The following is a 19156-nucleotide window of genomic DNA, read 5'->3' on the forward strand; positions in this document are numbered from 1 at the left end:
GAGACATGGCCACTCGCGATGAGATGTCCCGTTCCTTCGGCAGCGCCGCCGGTGTGTACGACGCCGGGCGGCCGGAGTATCCCGCCGAGGCCGTGGCGTGGATGCTGGAGCCGGTGCGCGGCGGCGTGCGCCCGCGGGTGGCCGATGTCGGCGCCGGCACGGGCAAGCTCACCCGGGTCCTCACCGAATCAGGCGCTGCGCCGGTCGCGATCGACCCGGACCCCGCGATGCTCGAGCAGCTGCGTCAGGCGGTGCCGGGCGTGCCGACCTTCGTCGGCACCGGCGAGAAGCTGCCGCTGCCGGATGGGTCGGTGGACGCCGTCGTGTTCGGGCAGGCGTGGCACTGGGTCGAGCCGGCTGCGGCGAGCGCCGAAGTGGGCCGGGTGCTGCGCCCGCAGGGAGTGCTCGGCCTGATCTGGAACCTCCGCGACAACCGTGTGGCGTGGGTGGCCGAGATGACGGCGATCATGCACGGCAGCGCGGCGGAGATCATGATGGCCGGTCCCGGGCCCGAGGTGCGCGCGCCCTTCGAGCAGCCGGAGCAGCGCAGCTGGGATTGGCCGCGTCCGATGACCCGCGCGCGGCTGTGGGACATGGTGCACTCGCGCAGCTACATCATCACCGCCGCACCCGCCGAGCGGGAGCGCATCGACCGTGAGCTGGAGGTCGTCTTCGACCGGATCGGCGCCGTCGGCGACGCCGTCATCGAGCTGCCGTACCGGACGACGGCGTTCCGCGCCGCCCGGCCGTAGCGCGGCGGGCCCCGGCATCCCGCCCCGTAGACTGGGTGCCCGTGGCCCTCACCATCGGAATCGTCGGACTGCCCAACGTCGGCAAGTCCACCCTCTTCAACGCACTGACCCGCAACCAGGTGCTCGCGGCGAACTATCCGTTCGCGACGATCGAGCCCAACATCGGGGTCGTGAGCCTGCCCGATGAGCGCCTGGACCGGCTGGCCGAGCTGTTCCACAGTGCGCGCACGCTGCCGGCCAGCGTGTCGTTCGTCGACATCGCCGGCATCGTCCGCGGCGCGAGCGAGGGGGAGGGGCTGGGCAACCAGTTCCTGGCAAACATCCGCGAGGCCGACGCGATCGCGCAGGTCGTGCGCGGATTCGCCGACCCCGACGTCGTGCACGTGGACGGTGACGTGAATCCGCAGGGCGACCTGGAGACGATCAACGCGGAGCTCATGCTCGCCGACCTGCAGACGCTCGAGAAGGCGCTGCCGCGGTATGAGAAAGAGGTCAAGGGACGCCGGCTCGATGCGGCGGTGCTCGAGGCGGCGACCGCGGCCAAGGACTCCCTGGAGCGCGGCGTGCTGCTGTCGGCGGCGGGCCTGGACCTGCAGCCGATCCGCGAACTCGGGCTGCTGACGGCCAAGCCGTTCATCTTCGTCTTCAACGTCGACGAAGCAGTGCTGACGGATGCCGCGCGCGAGGCGGAGCTTCAGGCGCTGGTCGCGCCCGCCCACGCCGTGTTCCTGGACGCCAAGATCGAGTCGGAGCTGATCGACCTCGATCCGGCCGATGCCGCCGAGCTGCTGGCATCCACGGGGCAGGAGGAGTCCGGGCTGGCCCAGCTGGCGCGCATCGGCTTCGACACCCTCGGGCTGCAGACGTATCTGACGGCCGGGCCCAAGGAGGCCCGTGCGTGGACGATCGGCAAGGGCTGGAAGGCGCCGCAGGCGGCCGGAGTGATCCACACCGACTTCGAGAAGGGCTTCATCAAGGCCGAGGTCATCTCGTTCGACGATCTCATGGAGCTCGGGTCGATCGTCGAGGCCCGCGCGCACGGCAAGGCGCGCCTGGAGGGCAAGGACTACGTGATGCACGACGGCGATGTGGTCGAGTTCAGATTTAACGTATAGCGTTATGCGCAAGCTCGAGTTGATTCACGCGGCCAGGGATCTCGAGGATCTTCGTGTCCCGCCGGGGAACCGGTGGGAGCAGTTGCGTGGCGACTGCCGAGGTCAGCACAGTATCCGGGTCGACTCTCAGTGGCGGATCTGCTTCGCCTGGCGAGATGGAGGTGCGGAAGATGTCGAACTCGTCGACTACCACTGAGCCCGACCTGATCGAGCCGATCCATCCGGGAGAGATCCTGATGGAGGACTTTATCGAGGGCTTGGGAATCACGCAGAACAAGCTGGCAGTGTCGATCGGGGTGCCGCCGCGGCGAATCAATGAGATTGTGCACGGCAAGCGGGGGATCACGGCCGACACGGCGATCCGCTTGGCGCGCTACTTCGGGACGTCCGAGGAGTTCTGGATGAACCTGCAGTCGAACTACGAGCTGCGGCGCGAACGCCGCGCGCTGCGCGAGAAGGTCGCGGCGATCACGCCGCTGGAGGTCACGTGAACGGGTTGCTGCCACGTCGCGTGGTCCGCGTGACGCGGCTGTCCGAGAGGTGTGGGAAGAGACGGGTCTGCGGGTACGCGTGACTCGATCGCCAGGCGTGGAGCACTACGACATGTCTGCGGACTCTTGACGCGCTCCATTTGGAGGCGGCGATTCGCCTCGACGCGGATGCGATTCTCAGCTACGATCCTCGGCTGATGCAGGCAGCGGCCGCGATAGGGATTGACGTCGTCGCCCCGGGCGCTCAGCGGGGTAGCCGATGAACCAAGAACTCCTGAGCGCTGGGCCCGACCGTCGACTGGTCGGAAAGGTTGTGGCGTACGTCGTGGAGGGCGGTGAGCTGGCCGTCGAAACCGGACCTTCACGAGCGCCACTTCTTCCAGCTTTCGCCGATCGTGTGGACTGACCGCTGACGCTGACATAACCCGGTGGAGCTCCGGTTCAACGTGTGATCCGCAACGGCACTCCCGTCGGCGTCTCCTGTGGTCGCGGCGATGGCGCCCGGCACCACGGCGGGGTCGGTCGCGACGTCGGCACCCGTTAGGGTCGAAGGCGACGCGTTTCGTGAGAGGACAGACGATGGCCCAGACCCAGGTGCTCGACCCCGGCGGCCGTGCCATCCCCTATGTCGACGAGGGCAGGGGACCGGCAGTGGTGCTGATTCCGGGGCGGGGTCTGAATTCTGCGTACCTTGCGACCCTCGCCGAGATGCTCACGGAAGCCGACCACCGCGTCGTGCGCATCGGATCGCGCCGGCCGGCGCCGGACGCACCCCTCACGATGCATGACCTCGCCCGCGACGTCGTCGACGTGCTCGATCACCTCGGCATCGACGACGCGTGGATCGGCGGCCACGCGTTCGGCGGCGCCGTCGCGCGCACGGTGGCGCTGGATCACGCCGACCGGGTTGACGGCGTGCTGCTGCTGGGCGTGCAGACCGCGACGACGGGAGTCGCCGAGCTGCCTGCATCGCTCGAGGGTGCACGCGATGCGCAGGCGGACGCTCTGCAGGATGCTGCGCTCGCGGCCACTGTGCTGCAGGAGTGGGCCGGCCTTGCGCCGCACGTCCCCGTGCTCGTCATCCAGAGCAGCGACGACGCGGTCACCCCTCCGGCCAACGGCGAGGCCCTGCGCGACTCGGCGCCCGACCGGGTGAGTGTGGTGGCCGTCGATGGGGGCGGGCACTTCTTCGCCGGCACCCACCCGGGTGCGGCCGCCTGGGCGATCGAGGACTACCTCGACTGGGACTGACCGGCGTGGATGAGCCCGAGACCGCCGAGCAGCTGATGCGCTCGCGGTTCGATGCGTTCCGCCGCGGCGACGCCGCCTGGCTGCTGCGCACCTGGCATCCGTCCACCAGGCCGGTCGCGCTCGACCTGACCGGCAACCCCCGGTGGCGCGGGCTGCAGATCGTCGACGTCGTCGACGGCGGGGCCGGCGACGATACCGGCATCGTCGAGTTCCGGGCCACCCATTTCGCAGACGAAGGCATCGGCATCCTGCACGAGCGCTCCCGCTTCGTCCGCCAAGACGGGCGCTGGTTCTACCTGGACGGCGAGATCCGCGGGTGACCGGCGCCGCTGCGGAACATGGCAGGATGGCGTCATGCCGGAGTCGCCGGAGGTGCAGTCGCTCGCCGAGACGCTCGACCGGCGAGTGACCGGATGCCGCATCCACGGAGTCGATCTCGTCGAGTTCCGCGCCATGAAGACGCGCGGCCGACCGCTGGCGAGCCTGGTGGGCGCCTCGATCGCCGGAGTGCACCGGATCGGCAAATACCTCGACATCGCGCTCGAGTCCGGCCACGTGGTGATCTCGCTGGGCCGGCACGGATGGGTGCGCTGGACGGATGCGGCCGGTGTGGCGGCGGACGGCGGTGTGGCGCCGGCGCTGGTCGTGCTGACCTTCGACTGCGGAACGCTGGAGCTGACCGACGCCGGCTCCTGGGTATCGGTGGGCGTGTGGCTCACAGACCGCCCCGATGCGGTGCCGGCCATCGGCAAGCTCGGCCCGGATCCGCTCGACCCGGATTTCTCCCGCGACATCGTGGATCGGGCCGTGGCCGGCCGGCGCAAGCAGCTGAAGGCGATCCTGCAGGAGCAGGAGTCGTTCGCCGGCATCGGCAACGCCTACTCCGACGAGATCCTGCACCGCGCTCGACTGTCGCCCCTCGTGCACGGCGATCTGCTGACCGACGGCGAACGGGCGCGCCTGTTCGCCGCGATGCGCGACGTGCTCGGTGCCGCGACCCGCGCGCGCCGCGGCATCCCGATCGAGACCCTCAAGCAGGCCAAGATCGACGCGATGGTCGTGCACGGGCGCGGCGGGCAGGCCTGCCCGGCCTGCGGGGGCGTCATCCACGATCTCGCCTTCGGCGGCACGACCGCGCAGTACTGCCCGAGCTGCCAGACGCCCGGGGTGGTTGTGACGTGAGCCGGTGACCATGGCGCGATCAGCGCCGACGGCACCTGTCGGCGGTCGCGCCCGGGATGGTAGTGTGCGACGCGACGGGCGATGACTGGGGCAACGCACGCCACCGAGCAGCCTTCGGTGCGCAGTCTCGGCCGCATGATGATCTGTCTGGTCGTCATCCACTGGGGAAGAGCGGAGAAGCGGAAATGGGTCTTTCGAACGCCAAGGTCGAGCCGGCGATACCGGTGTCCGACATGGAGAAGGCGAAGGAATTCTACGAGGGCAAGCTCGGTCTGACGGGAGGTCGGCCGATCGGCGACGGCGGCATCACCTACCCGGCCGGTTCGGGCCGCGAGATTCACATCTACCCGTCGCCGGCCAACGCCGGCGCCTCCAAGGGCACGATCGCCGCGTGGGAGGTGGAGGATCTGGAAGCGACCGTGGACGAACTCACGGCAGCCGGCGTGGTCTTCGATCAGTTCGACGCCGGTCGGGTCAAGACCAACGCCAAGGGCATCGCCGAGATGGGCGAGGACCGGATGGCCTGGTTCCGGGACCCGGACGGCAACGTCTTCGGGATCGCCCAGCTCTGAGGGCTCACGCTGACGCTATGCGAACCAAGGATGTCGGCGCCACGCCGCCGCCCCCGGTCTGGCTGGCCGCGGCCACAGGACTGCAGCTCATGCTCGGCAGGCACTGCCGGCCGAGCAGGGGGTCCCGTCTGGCTGCGTTCGCGATCGCGGGCGGCAGCGCGGTCCTCGCTGCCCGGTCGGTCGCGGCGATGCGCCGCCACGGCACCACGATCAGCCCCGATCATCCCGAGCGCACCCGGGTGCTGGTCGCCGACGGGCCGTTCGCCCTCACCCGCAACCCGGTCTACCTCGCGTTGACCGGGATGCTCGTGGCCCACGCCGTGCTGCGGCGCTCGCTCGCGATGCTGGTGCCGGCGGCGGGGTTCGTCGCCGTCATCGACCGCACGCAGGTCGCGCGCGAGGAGCAGGCGCTGCGTCACCGCTTCGGCAAGCGCTACGACGCGTATCGCCGGGCCGTGCCGCGCTGGTTCGGCACGCCGGAGGCGTGACGCGCCCGGATGCCGGCAGGCCTACTAGCATTGAGTCATGGCCACTGCGAATCTTCCCGTCCCGACGCTGCAGCCCGTTCCGGCCCAGGCGAACCTGCTGACCGTGATCGAGGACGGTGCCTGCTGCGGCGTGGACGGCTGCTGCAGCAACTGATCACCGACAGGCGGGTGCGGATCACCGACAGGTGATGGCCTCGTCGTGCTCAGAACGGGGCGTCGGCTGCGTCATCGACCGGCTTGCGGATCAGGAACGCACCCGCCAGCAGCGGCAGTGACACGACCGCCGCGATCAGGAATGCACCGCGCGAGCCCCCGGCGGTCAGGGCGTCGCCCACTGCGCCGTCGGTGATCGAGATCGCCGACATGACGGCGATCATCGCCGCCACTCCGGCCGCGCCGGCCACCTGCTGCACCGTGCCCAGCACGGCGCTGCCATGTGAGTACAGCCGGCGCGGCAGCGAGGCCAGCGACGCCGTGAACAGCGGGGTGAACGAGAGCGCGAGGCCCAGCGCGAGCACGGTCTGCATCACCACGATGAACCACACCGGGGTGGCGGCATCCAGCGTTGTGTACACCCACAGCACGGCGACGGCCAGCACCGAGCCCGACACCAGCAGCGCCCGGGTGCCCCAACGGTCGTAGATCCGGCCGATGAACGGGCCGGAGAAGCCCATCGCGAGTGAGCCGGGCAGCAGGATCAGACCGGCCTCGAGCGCGTCCACGCCGCGCACCGCCTGCAGATACAGCGGCAGCACCGTGATGGCGCCGAAGAACGCGAACGACAGCAGCAGCATCTGCGCGATCGACAGCGAGAAGTTCGAGAAGCGGAACACGCGCAGGTCCAGCAGTGCGTCGTCGGCCCGCTGCAGCAGCAGCTGGCGCCACAGGAACAGACCCAGCGCCACGACGCCGACCACGAGCGAGCCGACCAGCCACCCGGCGGACCCGGCGGTGGCGCCCACCTGGCTCAGGCCATAGACGATGCCGCCGAAGCCGAACGCCGACAGCACGATCGACAGGGCATCCAGCGGCGCCTGCGACGTGTCGCCGACGTTGCGCATCCACCGCGCGCCCGCCGCCAGCGCGATCAGCGCGATCGGCAGCACGACGACGAAGTTCCACCGCCACCCGACGGTGTCCAGCAGAAAGCCCGACAGGGTCGGGCCGATCGCCGGCGCCAGAGCGATCACGATGCTGACCCGGCCCATCATGCGGCCGCGTGAGTGCGCCGGCACCACGGTCATCAGCGTGGTCATCAGCAGCGGCATCATGATGGCCGTGCCGGTGGCCTGCACGACCCGCGCCACCACCAGCATCTCGAACCCCGGCGAGAGCACGGCCAGCAGCGTGCCGGTCGAGAACAGCGACATCGCCGCGATGAACACCGCACGGGTCGTGAACCGCTGCAGCAGGAACCCGGTGATCGGGATCACGATCGCCATCGTCAGCATGAACGCCGTGGTCAGCCACTGCGCCGCGACGGCCGTGATGTGCAGGTCGTGGATCAGGTGTGGAATGGCCACGCCCATCGTCGTCTCGTTGAGCACGGCGGTGAAGGCGGCGGCCAGCAGCAGCCAGATCACGCGCGACTGCGCAGGCCCCAGCACGGTCGGGGCGGGGACGGTCGACGTCGTCGCGGGCACAGCCATGGGTGGGGTCTCCTCAAAGCGAACTCCAAGGATAACTGCGCTGCCCTCACCGGCATTCCCCCCATCTCGTGCGAATATTGCGGCATGGCACGACCGGCGTTGCACGCGATGGTGGCGGTGCGCGGCATCGTCGCGATCGTGGTCGGGGTCGCGATCGGCTTCGCACTGAGCCCTCTGCTGGGGCTGGCCGGCGGCATCCTGTCGGGCTGGGCCGCCTCCGCCCTCACAGCGGCACTGTGGATGCTGTTCGCGGTATGGCCGATGGATGCCGCGCAGACGCGCGCGCACGCGACGGCAGAGGACCCGGGCCGGCGGATCAGCAGGGTCATCGCCGTGCTCGGCAGCATCGCCAGCATCGCGGCGGTCGTCGTCGTGCTGACCGAGACCCGACAGGTCGGCGGCGGCGTCGCGTTCGCCCTGGCCGGCGTGGCGCTGGTCAGCGTCGCCGCGACGTGGCTGCTGATCCAGACGATCTACATCCTGCGCATCGCCGACACCTATTACCGTGAGCCGGTCGGCGGCATCTCGTTCAACCAGGACAGCGACCCCACGTACACGGACTTCGCCTATGTGTCGTTCGGGGTGGGCATGACCTACCAGATCGCCGACACCAACCTCACCGCAGGCGAGATGCGCCGGGTCATCATCGCGCAGTCGCTGCTGGGCTATCTGTTCGGTGCGGTGATCCTGGGCACCGTCATCAACCTGCTCGCCGGCCTGTGAGCGGCAGGCGACGGACCGGGTGGCGGTCGATAGGCTGAACGGATGAGCATGGGCGGCCGGGGCGGCGGATTCCGCGGCGTCGACATCGCCGCGCAGAAGAAGCTGAACGCCGCCGCGCCGCAGATCTCCGACCTCGGCCGGCGGGTGGTCGGACTGTTCCGCCCCTATCGGGGCCGGATCATCAGCACCGGGCTGCTGGTCGTGATCGGCGCCGGCGTCGCGGTCATCCCGCCGCTGATCGTGCAGCGGGTCTTCGACGACGCGCTGTTCCCGCTCGCCGGCGGCGGGCCGAACCTGAGCCTGCTGCTGAAGCTCGTGCTCCTGATGATCGGGCTGTTCCTGCTGTCGGCGGCATTCGGCGTCACTCAGACCTGGCTCACCTCGACGGTGGGCAACCGGGTCACCGGCGATCTGCGGGTGCGCCTGTTCGACCACCTGCAGGCCATGGAACTGGGCTTCTTCACACGGACCAAGACCGGTGTCATCCAGTCCCGGCTGCAGAACGACGTGGGCGCGGTCTCGGGGGTGCTCACCAACACCGTCACCAGCATCCTCGGCAACGTCGTCACGGTGATCGCGTCGCTGGTGGCCATGATCCTGATCGACTGGCGGCTGACGATCATCGCCGTCGTGATCATGCCGGTGCTGGTGCTCGTGCAACGGCGCGTCGGCCAGGTGCGGGCGCGCATCGCCGGGCAGACGCAGGAGTCGCTGTCGGAGCTGACCTCGATCACGCAGGAGACGCTGAGCGTGTCGGGCATCCTGCTGTCGAAGTCGTTCAACCGGCAGCGCACCGAGTCGGCGCGGTACGCCGACGAGAACCGCAACCAGGTGCGCCTGCAGGTGCGCCGGGCGATGAGCGGGCAGGGCTTCTTCGCCGTCGTGCAGGTGATCATGTCCAGCGTGCCGGCGATCATCTACCTGGTGGCCGGGTACCTCGTCGCCGGCGGCGCGGGGGCCGTCACGGCCGGCACCATCGTCGCGTTCACGACCGTGCAGGCCCGGCTGCTGATGCCGCTGATGGGGCTGATGCGGGTCGCGCTGGATCTGCAGACCTCCAGCGCCGTGTTCGCCCGCATCTTCGAGTACCTCGACCTGGTGCCGGCCATCGCCGACGGCCCCGGTGCGATCGCGGTGGCCGACGGACCCGGCCCGGTGGGACGCGTCGAGTTCCAGGGCGTCGTGTTCCGCTACCCGGATGCCGCCACCGAGGTGCGCCCCACCCTGCAGGGCATCTCGTTCGTCGCCGAGCCCGGGCAGCACGTCGCCTTCGTCGGGCCGTCGGGCGCCGGCAAGACCACGGTGCTGTACCTGACGCCGCGGATGTACGAGGCATCCGGCGGTGCCGTGCTGTTCGCCGGCACCGACGTGCGTCAGCTGTCGGCCGAGTCGATCATCGACTGCGTCGGGATCGTCTCACAGGAGACCTATCTGTTCCACGCCACGATCCGCGAGAATCTGCGCTACGCCAAACCCGACGCCACCGACGAAGAGCTGTTCGCCGCATGCACGGCCGCCAACATCCACCACATCATCGAGGGGTTCGAGCACGGTTACGACACGATCGTGGGGGAGCGCGGCTATCGGCTCTCCGGCGGTGAGAAGCAGCGCATCGCGATCGCCCGGGTGCTGCTGAAAGACCCCCCGGTGCTGCTGCTGGACGAGGCCACGTCCGCGCTGGACACCGTCTCGGAGCGCGTCGTGCAGGACGCGCTGGAGGCCGCTGCCCGCGGCCGCACGACGTTGTCGATCGCGCATCGGCTGTCCACCGTGATCGGCGCGGACATGATCCATGTGATCGACGCCGGCCGCATCGTGCAATCCGGCACGCACACCGAGCTGATCGCGCGCGGCGGCCTGTACGCCGAGCTGGCCGCGCAGCAGCTGGCTGCCAGCAGTGTGCTGCAGTCCGAGCACACGGATGCCGGCGCGCTGCCGGTCGCGCACCCGGAGCGTCGGGCCGATCAGGCACCGGCAGACGGGGCGCGCACCCCGTCGGTGCCGGTCGCCGACGGCGTCTTGTGGATCGCGCCACCGGACATCACGCCCGGCGTCTGACGGCCGCCGGCCGGCCAGCCGGTGACCGCGGCCACCGACGCCGCGACGAGGTCGGCGGTGGCATCAAGGCTCTGCCGCCAGCCGTGCGGCAGCGTGAACCGCACCGAGGTCTGCGCGAGGGCAGGGTCGATGCCCATCGCGACCAGCACGTGCGAGGGCGCGTCCGAGCCGGCGGCGCACGCCGATCCGCTGGCCGAGATCACGCCGCGTCGCTCGAGCTCGAGCAGCACCGCCTCGCCGCTGGTGCCGGCGAAGGTGAACGAGGCGGTACCGGGCAGGCGGTGCACGGGGTGCCCCGTCAGCCGGGCCTGCGGCACGGATGCCAGCACCCGGCGGATGAACGCGTCCCGCAGCACGCTCACAGCCGCGGCATCCGCCGCGCGCTCCACGTCGGCCAGCTCCAGCGCCGTCGCCAGCGCCACGGCGCCGGCGACGTCCTCAGTGCCGCTGCGCCGGCCCCGCTGCTGACCGCCGCCGTGCAGCAGCGGCTCGATCGGGATGCGCCCGCGCACCGCGAGCGCGCCGGTGCCCTTCGGGGCGCCGATCTTGTGCCCCGCGATCGAGATGGCGTCGGCGCCGGTGCCCGACAGCGGCAGCCATCCGGCGGCCTGCACGGCGTCGATATGCAGCGGGATCCCGTGCTTCTGCGTGACGGCGGCGATGGCGGCGACATCCTGCACCGTGCCGACCTCGTTGTTCGCGTAGCCGATGCTCACCAGCGCGGTGTCGGCACGCAGCGCGGCCTCGATCGCGGTCGGCTCCACCCGGCCGTGCTCGTCCACCGGAACCTGACTGGCGGTGAAGCCGTGCACGCGCTCCAGGTGGGCGACCGACTCCAGGATCGCCTCGTGCTCGATCGGCAGCGTCACCACGTGCGCGGCGGACCGGTTCAGCTTCGCGGCGACGGCGATGCCCTTCACCGCCAGGTTGTCGGCCTCGGTGCCACCGGAGGTGAACACGACGTCGCCGGCGCGCATGCCGAGCACCCGGGCCACCCGGCTGCGGGCGTCGACGAGTGCGGCGGCGGATGCCTCGCCGACGGTGTGATGGCTCGACGCGTTGCCGAACCGACGGGTCAGGTACGGGCTCATCGCCGCGAGCACCTCGGGGCGCACCGGGGTGGTGGCGGCGTTGTCCAGGTACAGCATCAGCCGGCGATGCGCAGGTCGAGGCCGAGATCGAGCGCCCGTGCGCCGTGCGTGAGGGCGCCCACCGAGATGACGTCCACGCCGGTCTCGGCGATCCGGCGCACGGTCTGCAGGTTCACGCCGCCCGATGCCTCCACGATCGCCCGGCCGGCGACCTGGGCGACGCCGGTGCGCAGGTCCTCGAGCGAGAAGTTGTCGAGCATGATCGTGCCGATCCCGGCCGCCAGCACCGGCTCGATCTGGTCGAGCCGGTCCACCTCGACCTCGATGTGCACGGTGTGCGGCAGCCGGGCCTGCGCCAGCTGCAGCGCCGCGGTGACGCTCATGCCCTGCGCGGTGAGCACACCCAGGTGGTTGTCCTTGGCCATCACGGCATCGGACAGGCTGAACCGGTGGTTGTGGCCGCCGCCGCAGACCACCGCGTGCTTGTCGAACGCGCGCAGTCCCGGGGTGGTCTTGCGGGTGTCGACGATGCGGGCGCGGGTGTGCGCGACCTCGGCGGCATACTGTGCGGTCAGGGTCGCGATGCCGGCCATCCGCTGCGTGAAGTTCAGGCCGACCCGCTCGGCGGTCAGCACCGCGCGGGCCGGGCCCGTCACCTGCGCCAGCACGTCGCCGGCGGCGAAGCGCTCGCCGTCCGCCGTGCGCAGCGTGGTCTGCACGCGCGGATCGGTCAGCCGGAACGCCGCCGCGAACACGGCGCCGCCGGCGAAGGTGCCGGGTTCGCGGGCGACCAGGTCGGCCGTGGCGGTCGCGGTCTCGGGGATCAGCGCCGCGCTGGTGACATCCCCCCAGGGCGCGTCTTCGTCGAGGGCGGCGCGCACGGCGCGGTCGATCGTGATGTCGGCGAGCATCAGCGGACCTCCGTCAGCAGCGCCTGCCGGGCAGAACTCCGTCGATCGGGGGCGACGGGGGCCGGATCGGACTGGTTCCGGCGCCCGAGTGCCGGGATCGGAGGAGTTCTGCCCGGGTCGTCGGTGCGCCAGTGCGCACCGAGCGAGCCGGTGCGCGCCGCGGCGGCGGCGACGACCGCCCGGGCCACGGCGAGCAGGTTCTCGTCTTCGAAGTCGGCGACGGTGCGGGGCGTGCGCGGCTGCACGGCCCACGCGGCGAGCACGCCTGCGGCGCGGCCCAGGCCGGCGGCGTCTCGCATCAGCCCGGCGTCACGCCACATCACCTCCTGCAGCGCGGCGCGGGTGAAGGCGGGCGCCGTCGCGTCGGGGTGCGCAGCGGTGCGCGGCGCCAGGGGCGTCGGGATCCCCGAGACGCCGGCGGCGGCATCGGCGGCCGCCGCCGCGCCGGCACGGGCGCCGAAGACGGCCCCCTCCAGCAACGAGTTCGATGCCAGCCGGTTGGCGCCGTGCACGCCGGTGCAGGCGACCTCGCCGGCGGCGTACAGCCCGGGCACGCTCGTGCGACCGTCCAGGTCGGTGGCGACGCCGCCCATCACGTAGTGCGCGGCCGGGGTCACCGGGATCGGCTCGCGCGCCCAGTCGAGACCGCGCTCGCGCACGGCGGCGTCGATGGTCGGAAAGCGCCGGGCCAGGAACGCCGCGCGCTCGTGCGGATCCGGGCGGTGCAGCCCGGTGGCATCCAGCAGCACCGGCCGGCCGTGCTGCGCCGCGATCCGCCGGGCCAGCGCCCGGGCGACCACATCGCGCGGGGCCAGCTCGCCGTCCGGGTGCGCATCGAACAGGAACCGCCGGCGCTGCTCGTCGATGATCGTCGCTCCCTGGCCGCGCACAGCCTCCGAGACCAGGAACGGCGCGCCTTCGGCCAGGACGGTCGGGTGGAACTGCACGAACTCCAGGTCGGCGATCGCCGCGCCGGCGCGGATCGCGGCCGCGACGCCGTCGCCGGTGGCCACCGCGGGGTTCGTCGTGCGGGCGTACAGCTGTCCGGCGCCGCCGGTCGCGAGGACCACGGCGTCGGCGGGCAGGATGCTGCGGCACCCCGAGATCAGCAGCCGGGCGCCGGTCACCCGGCCGCCGCGGATGATCAGGTCGATCAGGAACGCGTGCTCGAGCACCTGCACGGCACTGCCCGCCAGGCGGGCGATCAGCGCCTGCTCGATGACCCGGCCGGTGCCGTCGCCGGCGGCATGCAGGATGCGCGGATAGGAGTGCGCGGCCTCCAGCCCCTTCGTGAACGAGCCGTCGGCGTCGCGGTCGAACGCGACGCCGGCATCGATGAGCTCGCGGATGCCCGCCGGGCCGGCCGCGACCAGCGTCTGCACCGCCGCGGGATCGTTCGCGTCGGCGCCGGCGGTGATCGTGTCGCGCGCATGATCGGCGGGGCGGTCGTCGGCACACCACGCCGCGGCGATGCCGCCCTGCGCGGCAGTCGTGTTCGCGTCGGCGAGTTCGCCCTTGGTCACCAGGCTCACCCGGCATCCGGCGGCCAGCGCGTGCTGCGCGGCGGTCAGCCCGGCGATCCCGCTGCCGACCACCACGACGTGCGGTGCGGGTTCGGTCACGAGGCGTTCCCCCACGCAGCCGACGCGGCAGCCGGCGGCTTGGCGGCCAGCATCCGCTCCAGCGCGAGCCGCGCGGGGCCCGCGACATCGGCCGACACCTGGATGCGGTTGCGCACCTCGCCGGCGACGAGGCCTTCGAGCACCCAGGCCATGTAGCCGGGGTGGATGCGGTACATCGTCGAGCACGGGCAGACCACCGGGTCCAGGCAGAACACGGTGTGCTGCGGGTTCTGCGCGGCCAGCCGCTTGACTAGGTTGATCTCGGTGCCGATCGCGAAGACGGTCGGTTCGGTCGCCTCTTCGATGGCGCGGCGGATGTACGCGGTCGAGCCGGACTCGTCCGCGGCATCCACCACCGGCGCCGGGCACTCCGGATGCACGATCACCCGCACCCCCGGGTGGTCCGCGCGCGCCTGGGCGATCTGGTCGACGGTGAAGCGGCGGTGCACGCTGCAGAATCCGTGCCAGAGGATGACCCGCGCCCCGGCGAGCTCGTCCGCGCTGCGCCCGCCCAGGCTCTGGTGCGGGTTCCACAGCGGCATCTGCTGCTCGGACACGCCCATCGCCTTGGCGGTGTTGCGGCCCAGGTGCTGGTCGGGGAAGAACAGCACCCGGCGGCCGCGCGCGAACGCCCACTCCAGCACGGTGCGGGCATTCGACGACGTGCACACGATGCCGCCGTGCCGCCCGACGAAGCCCTTGATCGCCGCCGACGAGTTCATGTAGGTCACCGGCACGACCGGCACCAGGCCCTCGGCGTCGGGTGCGTCCAGGTCGCCGTAGATCTCGGCCAGCTGCTCCCAGCACTCCTCGACCTCGTCGATCGAGGCCATGTCGGCCATCGAGCAGCCGGCGGCCAGGTTCGGCAGGATGACGGCCTGATCCGGCCCGGAGAGCAGGTCGGCGGTCTCGGCCATGAAGTGCACGCCGCAGAACACGATCGCCTCGGCCTCGGGGTGCGCCTTCGCGGCGCCCGCCAGCTGGAACGAATCGCCGACATAGTCGGCGTGCACGACGACCTCTTCGCGCTGATAGAAGTGGCCGAGGACGACGACCCGGTCGCCGAGCGTCGCGCGGGCCGCCTGCACCCGCTCGGCCAGCTCTTCGGCCGAGGCGTCGCGGTACTCCTGCGGCAGTTCGCCCTGGCGGGGAGCGCCGGTCGGGATGACGTCGCCCATCGACGCGCCCGGGCCGTAGCCGGGTTCGGGGTCGAAGTCCCAGGGTGCGGCGACCAGATCCATCGTGCAGGCCTGGTCGGCCGATTCGCCTGCGGCGATCGCCTGCAGAGCGTGGTCGACCGAGGCGTCGAGCGGATCGGGGCGCTCGGTGAAGGTCAGCGGCGAGAGGGTCATCATTCCTCGATTCGGTGGGGGACGGGATGGTCGGATTCCGGCGGCGCCGACAGCGGTCCGCGCTCGGCGAGCTCGACCGCGACGTCATAGCGGTAGAGGCGGGCCGGCCGGTGGCTGCCGGTGCGGAACCGGTCGGTGGGGATCAGGGTTCCGGAGGCCTCGGCCTGGCGCCGGAAGTTCGCCGGGTCCAGGCGCCGGCCCAGGATCGACTCGTTGACCTCGCGCAGTTCGGCGAGGGTGAACTCGTCCGGCAGCAGGCCGTGGGCTATGCGCGAGTAGCCGACTTTGTTGCGCAGCCGCCACAGGGCGTAGGTGATGATCTGGTTGTGGTCGAACGCGAGGGCGGGCAGGTCTTCGACCGCAGACCATGCCACGTTCTCGGGCGCGTCGCCGGCCGCGTCGTGCGCGGCGCGCTGGGCATCCACCTCGTCCTGGCGCAGCAGCGCCCAGTACACGATCGAGACGACGCGGGTGGTGGAGCGGTCGACGTCGCCGAACGCGTACAGCTGCTCCAGGTAGCTGGCGGTGAGCCCGGTGGTCTCGGCCAGGGTGCGCGAGGCAGCGGCGTCCAGGCCCTCGGCCGCGTCCAGCCAGCCGCCCGGCAGCGCCCAGTGCCCCTGGAACGGATCGCGAGTGCGGCGCACCAGCGGCAGCGCGAGCACAGCACCACCGGCGGACGGGCGCAGCGTGAAGATCACCGTCGAGACGGCGATCCTCGGGGGCGGAGTCGTGGTTCGTGTCATAGTGACCTTAACTGAGGTCCATCTTAGAGTCGCCGTGACCAGAACCGCAAATCGGTCGCGTCACACACCGCGGAGGGTCGGCGGGGTCACAGCCGCATTGCGTACCCTGGGCGGACTTGAACGAGTGGAGTCACGGGAGGGGGATCATGGCCGTCGTCGACGTCGTGCTGGTGGTGGTCCTCGCCGTCGCACTGCTGGCCGGGCTCGCGCGCGGTGTCATCGCGACCATCGGCGTGTTCGCGGGCCTTGCGGCCGGCGGTGCGGCGGCGCTGTGGGCCGCACCCGCCGTGGGAAGGATCATCGCCGTGCCGATCTGGGGAGCCGTTGCCGAGACGGCTGCCTGGGCGGTGCTGCTGGCGGTCGGGGCGACGATCGGCGGCGCGGTCGGCGTGTGGGTGCGCCGGCCGGTGGACAAGGTCTCGCCGCTGCGCGTGGTCGACCGGCTGCTCGGTGGGGCCGTGGGCGTCGTGGTCACCGCACTCGTGGTGTCGCTGGCGGCCACCGGGATCGTCGCCGCCGGCTTCCCGGTGGTCTCGGCCGCCGTGGCATCCTCGGCGACGGTGCGCACGATCGACGGGCTCATCCCGACTCCCGTGCAGCGGGCGCTCGCCCAGGTGCGCGGCACGCTCGCCGCCGACGGGCTCCCCGCGCTCGGGGTCATCCTCCGCCCCGGCACGGTGGCGCCGGCCGCACCCGTGTCGCTGGAAGACCCCCAGGTGGTCGCGGCATCCGGCTCCGTCGCACGGGTGACCGGCGTGGCCTACGCGTGCGGGGTCAGCCAGACCGGTTCGTCGTTCGCCGTCGCCGCCGACACCGTCGTGACCAACGCGCACGTGGTAGCCGGGGTCACCGCCCCCGTCGTGCAGCTGCCCGGAGGCGGGGCCCACCCGGGCCGGATCGTCTACTTCGACCCGGCGCAGGACCTCGCGGTCATCTCCGTGCCCGGGCTGCACGCCCGCCCGCTGCGCCTGTCGACCGCGCTGTCGGCGGGGGCGGCGGCGGTCGTGGCCGGCTATCCGTACGGCGGGCCGTTGACCCTGGACGACGCGCAGGTGCTCTCGGCCGGTGTCGCCGACGTGGCCGACATCTACGGCCGCTCCCGCGCGCCCCGGCCGGTGTACGCGCTGCGCGCGGCGGTGCGCCCGGGCAACTCGGGCGGCCCGCTGCTGACCGCCCAGGGCACTGTCGCCGGTGTCGTCTTCGCGCGTGCCGAGGACGATACCGACCGGGGCTACGCCATCGCCGGCAGCGATCTGAAGCCCATCGTGGCCCGGCTGGGCAGTCTGACTGCTCCGGTGTCGTCCGGACGCTGTACCGGGTGACGTGCGACGGTATGCTGAGGGGGCAACTGAAGATCATCCAGGCCGTACGACGCGCACGGGAGAGTCCGGAGATTTCGCCGGACACCGAAGGAGCAAGCCTCCCCGCCAATCTCTCAGGTACACATACCGTGTGCGCCCGGCCGCTCTGAAAAGCGATGTCGGGCACTGCTGCCCGGCATCCGCCGAAGGTGAAACCCGCGACAGCGATGCCGCGGCGAAGCTCTCAGGCCCATGACAGAGGGGGAGTCCACCCGGCGCCGTGAGGCGTCGTCGTCGACTCGGAAGAGCCCATGTCCACACTTCGTCATACGCCCCTTCATCAGCGGCACGAGGCGCTCGGCGCCGCATTCACCGACTTCGGCGGCTGGTCGATGCCGGTCCGCTACACCTCCGACCTGCTGGAGCACCGCGCCGTGCGCGCGGCCGCCGGTCTGTTCGACATCTCGCACATGGCGCAGTTCTCGGTGACGGGCCCCGACCGGGAGGCCTTCCTCGGCTACGCGCTGACCCTCGACCCGGTGCACGTCGCGCTGTCGCGCGCCCGGTACGCGATGATCCTCGCCGCCGACGGCGGGATCATCGACGACCTCATCGTCACCCGCAACGCCCCCGACGAGTTCCTCATCGTCGCCAACGCCGGAAACCGGGATGCCGTCCGCGCAGCGCTCGACGAGCGACTGGCCGGATTCGACGCCGTGGTGGTCGAGCTGGATGGCGCCCTGATCGCGGTGCAGGGCCCCCGCGCGCAGCAGATCGTGGCCGCGACCGAAGGGCTTGCGCACGACGAGGCGCTGGCCATGGGCCACACCCTCGACACGCTGCCGTACTACGCCGCGATGGGCATGCGCTTTCGCGCCGGCGCCGTGCTGGTCAGCCGCACCGGCTACACCGGCGAGGACGGCTTCGAGCTGAGCGTGGACAGCGCCGACGCCGGCGCGCTGTGGGATGCGCTGTGCGCTGCCGGACAGCCGCACGGCCTGACCCCCGCGGGGCTGGCCGCCCGCGACTCGCTGCGACTGGAGGCGGGGATGCCGCTGTACGGGCACGAGCTGAGCCGCGACATCGCGCCCGCACAGGTGGGCCTGGGCCGCGTCGTCGACATGGCCAAGGGCGACTTCGTCGGCAAGGCGGGGCTTTCCACCCGCGACCTGACCGGAGCACCGGTGCTGGTCGGCCTTGCCGCCGCCGGGCGCCGCGCGGGCCGCGCCGGCTACGCCGTGCTGCAGGTCGACGGCACCCGAGTGGGCGAGATCACCAGCGGCATCCTCAGCCCCACCCTGGGCCATCCCATCGCGATGGCTCTCGTGCCGCCGCCGCTGGCGGAGGTGGGCACCGAGCTCCTGCTGGACGTACGAGGCACGCACGTGCCCGCAACCGTGACCGCAATGCCGTTCTACCGGAGGATGAAATGACCGATCTGACCAGCCTTTCCTATACCGCTGAGCACGAGTGGATCGCCCGTGCCGGCGACACCGCGACGGTCGGCATCACCGACTACGCCGCCGACCAGCTCGGCGACGTCGTGTTCGTCGACCTGCCCGCCGTCGGCACGCAGGTCACGGCGGGCCAGACCTGCGGCGAGATCGAGTCGACCAAGTCCGTCGGCGACCTGTACGCACCGGTCACCGGCGAGGTCATCGAAGTCAACACCGCGCTGGACGATGACCCGTCGACGATCAACTCCGACCCGTTCGGCGCCGGCTGGCTGCTGAAGATCCGCGGCGAGGCATCCGTCGACCTGCTGGCCCGTGACGCATATCTCGCCTTGACCGGCGGCGCCGAGTGACCGCGTTCGCGTCCCGCCACATCGGCACGGATGCCGGTGCCCAGCGGC

General features: G+C 71.5%; 20 protein-coding genes and 2 riboswitches. Of the genes, 14 read left to right on the forward strand and 6 right to left on the reverse strand.

The annotated features are described in order from the left end of the window. Window positions 1-5 precede the first annotated feature (5 nt). The 9 genes from ABD705_RS06185 (at window position 6) to ABD705_RS06225 (ending at window position 5851) form a co-directional block, all read left to right on the forward strand. On the forward strand, window positions 6-752 hold the full coding sequence (locus ABD705_RS06185; protein ID WP_344781629.1) for a class I SAM-dependent methyltransferase: 747 nt from the start codon (window positions 6-8) through the stop codon (window positions 750-752). Between the two features lie 41 nt (window positions 753-793). Then, window positions 794-1867, forward strand: a complete 1074-nt coding sequence (ychF, locus tag ABD705_RS06190) for a redox-regulated ATPase YchF (RefSeq protein WP_344781631.1) — start codon at window positions 794-796, stop codon at window positions 1865-1867. 4 nt (window positions 1868-1871) lie between these two features. Then, the gene (locus ABD705_RS06195; protein WP_344781633.1) at window positions 1872-2063 is read left to right on the forward strand and encodes a type II toxin-antitoxin system RelE/ParE family toxin; all 192 of its coding nucleotides are present in this window, start codon (window positions 1872-1874) and stop codon (window positions 2061-2063) included. Then, window positions 2038-2358, forward strand: a complete 321-nt coding sequence (locus ABD705_RS06200) for a HigA family addiction module antitoxin (protein ID WP_344781635.1) — start codon at window positions 2038-2040, stop codon at window positions 2356-2358. The genes ABD705_RS06195 and ABD705_RS06200 overlap by 26 nt, the downstream gene beginning before the upstream one ends. 579 nt (window positions 2359-2937) lie before the next feature. After that, a complete protein-coding gene (locus tag ABD705_RS06205; RefSeq protein ID WP_344781637.1) occupies window positions 2938-3609 on the forward strand; it encodes an alpha/beta fold hydrolase in 672 nt (223 codons plus the stop codon). Between the two features lie 5 nt (window positions 3610-3614). Next, entirely contained in the window at window positions 3615-3929 is a 315-nt protein-coding gene (locus ABD705_RS06210) for a YchJ family protein (protein ID WP_344781639.1), read from the forward strand. Window positions 3930-3963: 34 nt separating this feature from the next. Then, window positions 3964-4791: a DNA-formamidopyrimidine glycosylase family protein gene (locus ABD705_RS06215; protein WP_344781641.1), complete on the forward strand. Its 828-nt coding sequence runs from the start codon at window positions 3964-3966 to the stop codon at window positions 4789-4791. A 185-nt stretch (window positions 4792-4976) separates the two neighbouring features. Next, window positions 4977-5363 carry a VOC family protein gene (locus tag ABD705_RS06220; protein WP_344781643.1) on the forward strand — a complete coding sequence of 129 codons (387 nt, stop codon included), beginning with the start codon at window positions 4977-4979 and terminating at the stop codon, window positions 5361-5363. Between the two features lie 17 nt (window positions 5364-5380). Further along, a complete protein-coding gene (locus ABD705_RS06225) occupies window positions 5381-5851 on the forward strand; it encodes a methyltransferase family protein (protein ID WP_344781645.1) in 471 nt (156 codons plus the stop codon). 203 nt (window positions 5852-6054) lie between these two features. On the opposite strand, the gene ABD705_RS06230 is transcribed toward ABD705_RS06225, so the two are convergent. Further along, window positions 6055-7500 carry a DHA2 family efflux MFS transporter permease subunit gene (locus ABD705_RS06230; protein ID WP_344781647.1) on the reverse strand — a complete coding sequence of 482 codons (1446 nt, stop codon included), beginning with the start codon at window positions 7498-7500 and terminating at the stop codon, window positions 6055-6057. 84 nt (window positions 7501-7584) lie between these two features. Between ABD705_RS06230 and ABD705_RS06235 the strand changes: the two genes are divergently transcribed. Together ABD705_RS06235 and ABD705_RS06240 are read left to right on the forward strand one after the other, a co-directional pair. After that, window positions 7585-8223 (forward strand): DUF1345 domain-containing protein, encoded by a 639-nt coding sequence (locus tag ABD705_RS06235; protein WP_344781649.1) that lies wholly within the window; start codon window positions 7585-7587, stop codon window positions 8221-8223. 42 nt (window positions 8224-8265) lie between these two features. After that, window positions 8266-10281 (forward strand): ABC transporter ATP-binding protein, encoded by a 2016-nt coding sequence (locus ABD705_RS06240; protein ID WP_344781651.1) that lies wholly within the window; start codon window positions 8266-8268, stop codon window positions 10279-10281. Here ABD705_RS06240 and ABD705_RS06245 read toward each other — a convergent pair. Genes ABD705_RS06245 through ABD705_RS06265 form a run of 5 tightly spaced genes read right to left on the reverse strand, consistent with a single transcriptional unit; the run spans window position 10188 to window position 16000 of the window. Further along, entirely contained in the window at window positions 10188-11429 is a 1242-nt protein-coding gene (locus ABD705_RS06245) for a cysteine desulfurase family protein (protein ID WP_344781653.1), read from the reverse strand. The genes ABD705_RS06240 and ABD705_RS06245 overlap by 94 nt on opposite strands. Then, entirely contained in the window at window positions 11429-12283 is an 855-nt protein-coding gene (gene nadC / locus ABD705_RS06250) for a carboxylating nicotinate-nucleotide diphosphorylase (protein ID WP_344781655.1), read from the reverse strand. The genes ABD705_RS06245 and nadC overlap by 1 nt, the downstream gene beginning before the upstream one ends. After that, a complete protein-coding gene (gene nadB / locus ABD705_RS06255) occupies window positions 12283-13905 on the reverse strand; it encodes an L-aspartate oxidase (RefSeq protein ID WP_344781657.1) in 1623 nt (540 codons plus the stop codon). Before nadB ends, nadC begins: the two co-directional genes overlap by 1 nt. Further along, complete coding sequence (gene nadA, locus ABD705_RS06260) at window positions 13902-15257, reverse strand: quinolinate synthase NadA (RefSeq protein ID WP_344782019.1); 1356 nt, start codon at window positions 15255-15257, stop codon at window positions 13902-13904. Before nadA ends, nadB begins: the two co-directional genes overlap by 4 nt. Continuing rightward, window positions 15257-16000, reverse strand: a complete 744-nt coding sequence (locus ABD705_RS06265) for an NUDIX hydrolase (protein ID WP_344781659.1) — start codon at window positions 15998-16000, stop codon at window positions 15257-15259. The genes nadA and ABD705_RS06265 overlap by 1 nt, the downstream gene beginning before the upstream one ends. A 146-nt stretch (window positions 16001-16146) precedes the next feature. Here ABD705_RS06265 and ABD705_RS06270 point away from each other — a divergent pair, with 146 nt between their 5' ends. From ABD705_RS06270 to gcvH, 3 genes are all read left to right on the forward strand, one after another. Then, complete coding sequence (locus tag ABD705_RS06270) at window positions 16147-17322, forward strand: MarP family serine protease (protein WP_344781661.1); 1176 nt, start codon at window positions 16147-16149, stop codon at window positions 17320-17322. Window positions 17323-17368: 46 nt separating this feature from the next. Then, window positions 17369-17461: riboswitch (glycine riboswitch) on the forward strand. A 1-nt stretch (window position 17462) separates the two neighbouring features. Continuing rightward, window positions 17463-17567, forward strand: a riboswitch (glycine riboswitch). 45 nt (window positions 17568-17612) lie between these two features. After that, complete coding sequence (gene gcvT, locus ABD705_RS06275; protein ID WP_344781663.1) at window positions 17613-18734, forward strand: glycine cleavage system aminomethyltransferase GcvT; 1122 nt, start codon at window positions 17613-17615, stop codon at window positions 18732-18734. Continuing rightward, window positions 18731-19108, forward strand: coding sequence for a glycine cleavage system protein GcvH (gcvH, locus tag ABD705_RS06280; protein WP_344781665.1), 378 nt, complete (start codon window positions 18731-18733; stop codon window positions 19106-19108). The genes gcvT and gcvH overlap by 4 nt, the downstream gene beginning before the upstream one ends. Window positions 19109-19156: the final 48 nt, after the last annotated feature.

Source organism: Microbacterium kribbense, from assembly GCF_039537285.1.
Taxonomy (GTDB): domain Bacteria; phylum Actinomycetota; class Actinomycetes; order Actinomycetales; family Microbacteriaceae; genus Microbacterium; species Microbacterium kribbense.

Excerpts from the sequence above, each read along its gene's own strand:
- ABD705_RS06195 (WP_344781633.1), top strand. The coding sequence starts at position 1,872 with ATGCGCAAGCTCGAGTTGATTCACGCGGCCAGGGATCTCGAGGATCTT.
- ABD705_RS06230 (WP_344781647.1), bottom strand. The coding sequence starts at position 7,500 with ATGGCTGTGCCCGCGACGACGTCGACCGTCCCCGCCCCGACCGTGCTG.
- ABD705_RS06200 (WP_344781635.1), top strand. The coding sequence starts at position 2,038 with ATGTCGAACTCGTCGACTACCACTGAGCCCGACCTGATCGAGCCGATC.
- ABD705_RS06215 (WP_344781641.1), top strand. The coding sequence starts at position 3,964 with ATGCCGGAGTCGCCGGAGGTGCAGTCGCTCGCCGAGACGCTCGACCGG.
- gcvH (WP_344781665.1), top strand. The coding sequence starts at position 18,731 with ATGACCGATCTGACCAGCCTTTCCTATACCGCTGAGCACGAGTGGATC.
- ABD705_RS06185 (WP_344781629.1), top strand. The coding sequence starts at position 6 with ATGGCCACTCGCGATGAGATGTCCCGTTCCTTCGGCAGCGCCGCCGGT.
- ABD705_RS06225 (WP_344781645.1), top strand. The coding sequence starts at position 5,381 with ATGCGAACCAAGGATGTCGGCGCCACGCCGCCGCCCCCGGTCTGGCTG.
- ABD705_RS06235 (WP_344781649.1), top strand. The coding sequence starts at position 7,585 with ATGGCACGACCGGCGTTGCACGCGATGGTGGCGGTGCGCGGCATCGTC.
- nadC (WP_344781655.1), bottom strand. The coding sequence starts at position 12,283 with ATGCTCGCCGACATCACGATCGACCGCGCCGTGCGCGCCGCCCTCGAC.
- ABD705_RS06265 (WP_344781659.1), bottom strand. The coding sequence starts at position 16,000 with ATGACACGAACCACGACTCCGCCCCCGAGGATCGCCGTCTCGACGGTG.
- nadA (WP_344782019.1), bottom strand. The coding sequence starts at position 15,257 with ATGACCCTCTCGCCGCTGACCTTCACCGAGCGCCCCGATCCGCTCGAC.
- ABD705_RS06205 (WP_344781637.1), top strand. The coding sequence starts at position 2,938 with ATGGCCCAGACCCAGGTGCTCGACCCCGGCGGCCGTGCCATCCCCTAT.
- ABD705_RS06240 (WP_344781651.1), top strand. The coding sequence starts at position 8,266 with ATGAGCATGGGCGGCCGGGGCGGCGGATTCCGCGGCGTCGACATCGCC.
- ABD705_RS06245 (WP_344781653.1), bottom strand. The coding sequence starts at position 11,429 with ATGCTGTACCTGGACAACGCCGCCACCACCCCGGTGCGCCCCGAGGTG.
- ABD705_RS06220 (WP_344781643.1), top strand. The coding sequence starts at position 4,977 with ATGGGTCTTTCGAACGCCAAGGTCGAGCCGGCGATACCGGTGTCCGAC.
- gcvT (WP_344781663.1), top strand. The coding sequence starts at position 17,613 with ATGTCCACACTTCGTCATACGCCCCTTCATCAGCGGCACGAGGCGCTC.
- ABD705_RS06270 (WP_344781661.1), top strand. The coding sequence starts at position 16,147 with ATGGCCGTCGTCGACGTCGTGCTGGTGGTGGTCCTCGCCGTCGCACTG.